At 63.3% G+C, this 3,254-nt stretch carries 5 protein-coding genes; 2 read left to right on the forward strand and 3 right to left on the reverse strand.

The genetic code is table 11. The annotated features are described in order from the left end of the window. Positions 1-251 (forward strand): tautomerase family protein (locus AC1DT2_RS18920; RefSeq protein WP_477298009.1); only part of this gene is annotated, 251 nt, incomplete at its 5' end. On the opposite strand, the gene AC1DT2_RS18925 is transcribed toward AC1DT2_RS18920, so the two are convergent. Together AC1DT2_RS18925 and AC1DT2_RS18930 are read right to left on the reverse strand one after the other, a co-directional pair. After that, on the reverse strand, positions 248-1,264 hold the full coding sequence (locus tag AC1DT2_RS18925) for an alpha/beta hydrolase (RefSeq protein WP_477298010.1): 1,017 nt from the start codon (positions 1,262-1,264) through the stop codon (positions 248-250). The two genes, AC1DT2_RS18920 and AC1DT2_RS18925, sit on opposite strands and share 4 nt — an antisense overlap. Before the next feature lie 63 nt (positions 1,265-1,327). Continuing rightward, on the reverse strand, positions 1,328-2,236 hold the full coding sequence (locus AC1DT2_RS18930; RefSeq protein WP_477298011.1) for a LysR family transcriptional regulator: 909 nt from the start codon (positions 2,234-2,236) through the stop codon (positions 1,328-1,330). Between the two features lie 116 nt (positions 2,237-2,352). Here AC1DT2_RS18930 and AC1DT2_RS18935 point away from each other — a divergent pair, with 116 nt between their 5' ends. Beyond that, positions 2,353-2,874 carry a lipocalin-like domain-containing protein gene (locus tag AC1DT2_RS18935; protein ID WP_477298012.1) on the forward strand — a complete coding sequence of 174 codons (522 nt, stop codon included), beginning with the start codon at positions 2,353-2,355 and terminating at the stop codon, positions 2,872-2,874. Positions 2,875-2,888: 14 nt separating this feature from the next. Here the strand turns inward: AC1DT2_RS18935 and AC1DT2_RS18940 are convergent, their stop codons facing one another. Beyond that, positions 2,889-3,239 carry a DUF3147 family protein gene (locus AC1DT2_RS18940; RefSeq protein ID WP_063572188.1) on the reverse strand — a complete coding sequence of 117 codons (351 nt, stop codon included), beginning with the start codon at positions 3,237-3,239 and terminating at the stop codon, positions 2,889-2,891. Between the last annotated feature and the right edge of the window lie 15 nt (positions 3,240-3,254).

Here is a 3,254-nt window from a genome sequence, read left to right on the forward strand (position 1 = left end):
GCCACGTCCGCAGCGGCCGCACCGACGACCAGAAGCGAACGTTAGTCGAACGCCTCGTCCGCGACGTATCGAATGCATCCGGCCTGCCGACGCAAGGCATCTGGGTATACCTCAGCGAAATCCGCCCCGGCCTCATGGCCGAGTTCGGCCACGTGCTACCCGAACCCGGCGAAGAAGCCGCATGGTTCGACGCCCTGCCCGAAGACGATCGCCGCATGCTCGCCGCGATGGCGGAACGCGCGCGCTCTTAACGCCCGCGCGAAATCCACACCGCCTCATTCACCGCATCGATAACCACCTGCGGCTTGTCGTACTGAATGAAATGCCCCGCATCGGGAACGATTTCGTTCACACCACGCGTGGACATGGCCGCTACACGCAGGTGAAGACCTTCCCACGACAGCGTCTTGCGGTTGCGCTCATTCTGCGATTCGCCAGTGCGCGCAGGAAAGGGAGAATGCGTGAGCACGATGATCGGCATGTCGCCGAAATCGCTACGGGTTTTTCGGGTCTCGTCCGCGCTGCCGTAGAAGACGTTCTCTCGCTCGGACGCGACCGCCGCCTGCCACTTCTCCGTGGCGCCATAGGTAGCCTGCGCCTGGTTGATCGCCGGGCTGAAGTGCGGATCGTTGGTGTCGCCCAGGCACTTCTCGAACATCTTTGTGCCCGGCGTGAGCCCCAGCCGGGCCGCATCGATACACGCGTGCTGGTCTTTCAGATACTGGTCGTATTTCTCTTTGTCGCCCGGMGCGCTCAGCGCCCAGCCTTCGGCCGATTGGTCTTCGTGCGAGCCCTCGACGATGACCATGCCAACGACGTCATCGCGGTACTTGTCCGCGTACACGCGGACATTCATGCCAGCCAGCGAATGCCCAACCATGACATAGGGTGGCTTTATACCAGCAGCCCGCAGCAAGGCATGGAGATCTTCGGCCTGATTGACCGGCGTGGAAGGTCGCCGCGCAGCATCGCTGAAACCCAGGCCTGCGCGGTCGAACGAACAGACGCGCGTCGTCTTTGCCATCGCCGGCTGGACCATCGCCCAGGAGACCGTCGAATCGCCCATGCCCGCATCAAGAACCACCGTCGGCGAACCGGACCCAAGGCAGTACAGATTGAGCCGCTGGCCAGCGCCGATGTCGACCAGCCTGGCGGGCCGCGTATAGACCACATCATCGATCACAGCGGCCTTAGGGAGCTTTGCCTGCGCGAAGCACGAAGCCGAGCCCGCGAACAGGCAGAGTACCGCGATCAAGTTCTTCATCCGTGCTCCCTTTAGAAGCGCCCCCTGTGGGCGCGCTGATTCTTCCTTCGGTCCCGCTCGTCGTCAACGAGCATGCGGCAGACCGGTCGACGAGAGTCTCTCCACCATCGCTGCTTGTAGAAAATCGATGAACCGGCGAACGCGCGGTGGCTGGAACGTATTCGCGTGATACATCGCGTGGATCGGTGACGGCGCGGACCATTCCGGCGCGTTCACCAGCACCAGGCGCCCTTCGCGAACGTCGTCGGCGACCGCCCATTGCTGCCGGTACGCGAACCCATGACCGCGAATGGCCCACTTGCGGATGACCTCGCTATCGGTGCACTCGTGATAGCGACGCACTCGTATCGTCGCGTTACCCAGGCGCCACTCGTCGCGCGGGCCAGCGTTCGTCGTCAGCACGAGAGTGGGAAGTTCGACAAGATCCTCCGGCCGTGTCGGCATGCCGTGGGTCGCGATGCACTGTGGCGAGGCACAGACCACGCGACGACTATCGACCAGGTGCCGCGCAACCAGTGCACTGTCCTCGAGCGGACCGACGCGAATCGCGACATCCACGTCATCAGGCACGAAGCGCGAGATCGAATCGGCCAACGAAAGAACGATGCGCACGCCTGGATGGATCGCCATGAACCCATCGAGGATGTCGACCAGCAGATTGCGACCGAGATCCGAGGGGGCCGAAATTCGCAGCGTGCCACTCACGGTATCCGTGCCGCTGCGCACGGCACGCTCGCCTTCTTTCATCGCGTCGATGGCGATGCGGCAGTAGCCCAGGTACGTGCGACCTTCATCCGTAAGGCGAAGTTGGCGCGTCGTTCGCTCAAACAACCGGGCACCCACCGCCGCCTCGATCCGCTGGACACACGCGCTGGCGGCGGCCGGAGACAGACCCGCGCGGCGCCCAGCCGCCGACAGGCTACCCAGATCGGCGGCGTCGACGAGCAGCTGCATGTCGCTCAGGCGATTCATGGCCTCGATCATCTTCAAATAAGAATTGAAGGTCAATGAAGAACCAGGCCAATTATCAAATGCGAGGCCGGCGGCGAGGATGACCCCACCCACCCTCAACCCAAGGCTTTCCTGCCATGAAGCGCCCTTCCCTGTTCGCCCTCGCCTCCGCCCTGGCTTTCGTCACCGCACCGCTCGGGGCCCTCGCCGCTGACGCCGCATCGTCCGGCCCCGGGGTCCTCGAGGGTGCCTGGAAGCTGGTCCGTTGCGACAACGTCTACCCGGACGGCCATCGCGCCGAGCTCTACGGACCGAATCCCGAAGGCCTGTGGCTCATCGATGCCCGGGGCAACTACATGATGGACATCGTGCGGGCAAACCGCATGCCATTCGCGGTCAACGACAAGTCCAAAGGCACGCCCGAGGAATATCGCGCCGCCTCCTTGGACTTCAACGCACACTACGGCACGGTCAGCGTCGATGGTATGACCATGCACAGCCACATCGCGCAGGCATCGTTTCCGAACTGGGATGGCAAGGGAGGCGACAGCAGCTTCGTCATCAAGGGTGACGAACTCACGTACACGGTGGCAAAGCCTTCGAGCGGTGCGGCGGAAGGCGCGCATGGTGAGGTGGTCTGGCGGCGCGTTCATCCCTGAGGGCGCGCGTTACGTCAGAGAAGCCGAATCCCGAACGGCTTGACGCATGCGGCAAAGACCGCGAAGCACACGATCGTGATAACCGCACTGAGACCCAGTGCGGGCCAGAATCCGAACCGTGCGAGCAAAGCGGGAAACGCCAGGAACATGGGTAATGTCGGCACCACGTACCAGAAGGTGTACCAGGCGTGGTTGGCAATCTTCTCGGCGGGCTGCTTCTCGACATAGAGCCACGTGAGCGCGAGTAGCGTGACCAGCGGCAAGGAAGCCAGGAGCGCGCCAAGACGGTCGCTACGCTTCGCCACTTCGGAAACGGCGACCACCACGGCGGCAGTAATCAGGTATTTGGTGATGATCCAGTACATGGCGCTCCCCGTGGG

The organism is Luteibacter sp. P4_E6 (assembly GCF_056401535.1).

Excerpts from the sequence above, each read along its gene's own strand:
- AC1DT2_RS18930 (WP_477298011.1), bottom strand. The coding sequence starts at position 2,236 with ATGAATCGCCTGAGCGACATGCAGCTGCTCGTCGACGCCGCCGATCTG.
- AC1DT2_RS18935 (WP_477298012.1), top strand. The coding sequence starts at position 2,353 with ATGAAGCGCCCTTCCCTGTTCGCCCTCGCCTCCGCCCTGGCTTTCGTC.
- AC1DT2_RS18940 (WP_063572188.1), bottom strand. The coding sequence starts at position 3,239 with ATGTACTGGATCATCACCAAATACCTGATTACTGCCGCCGTGGTGGTC.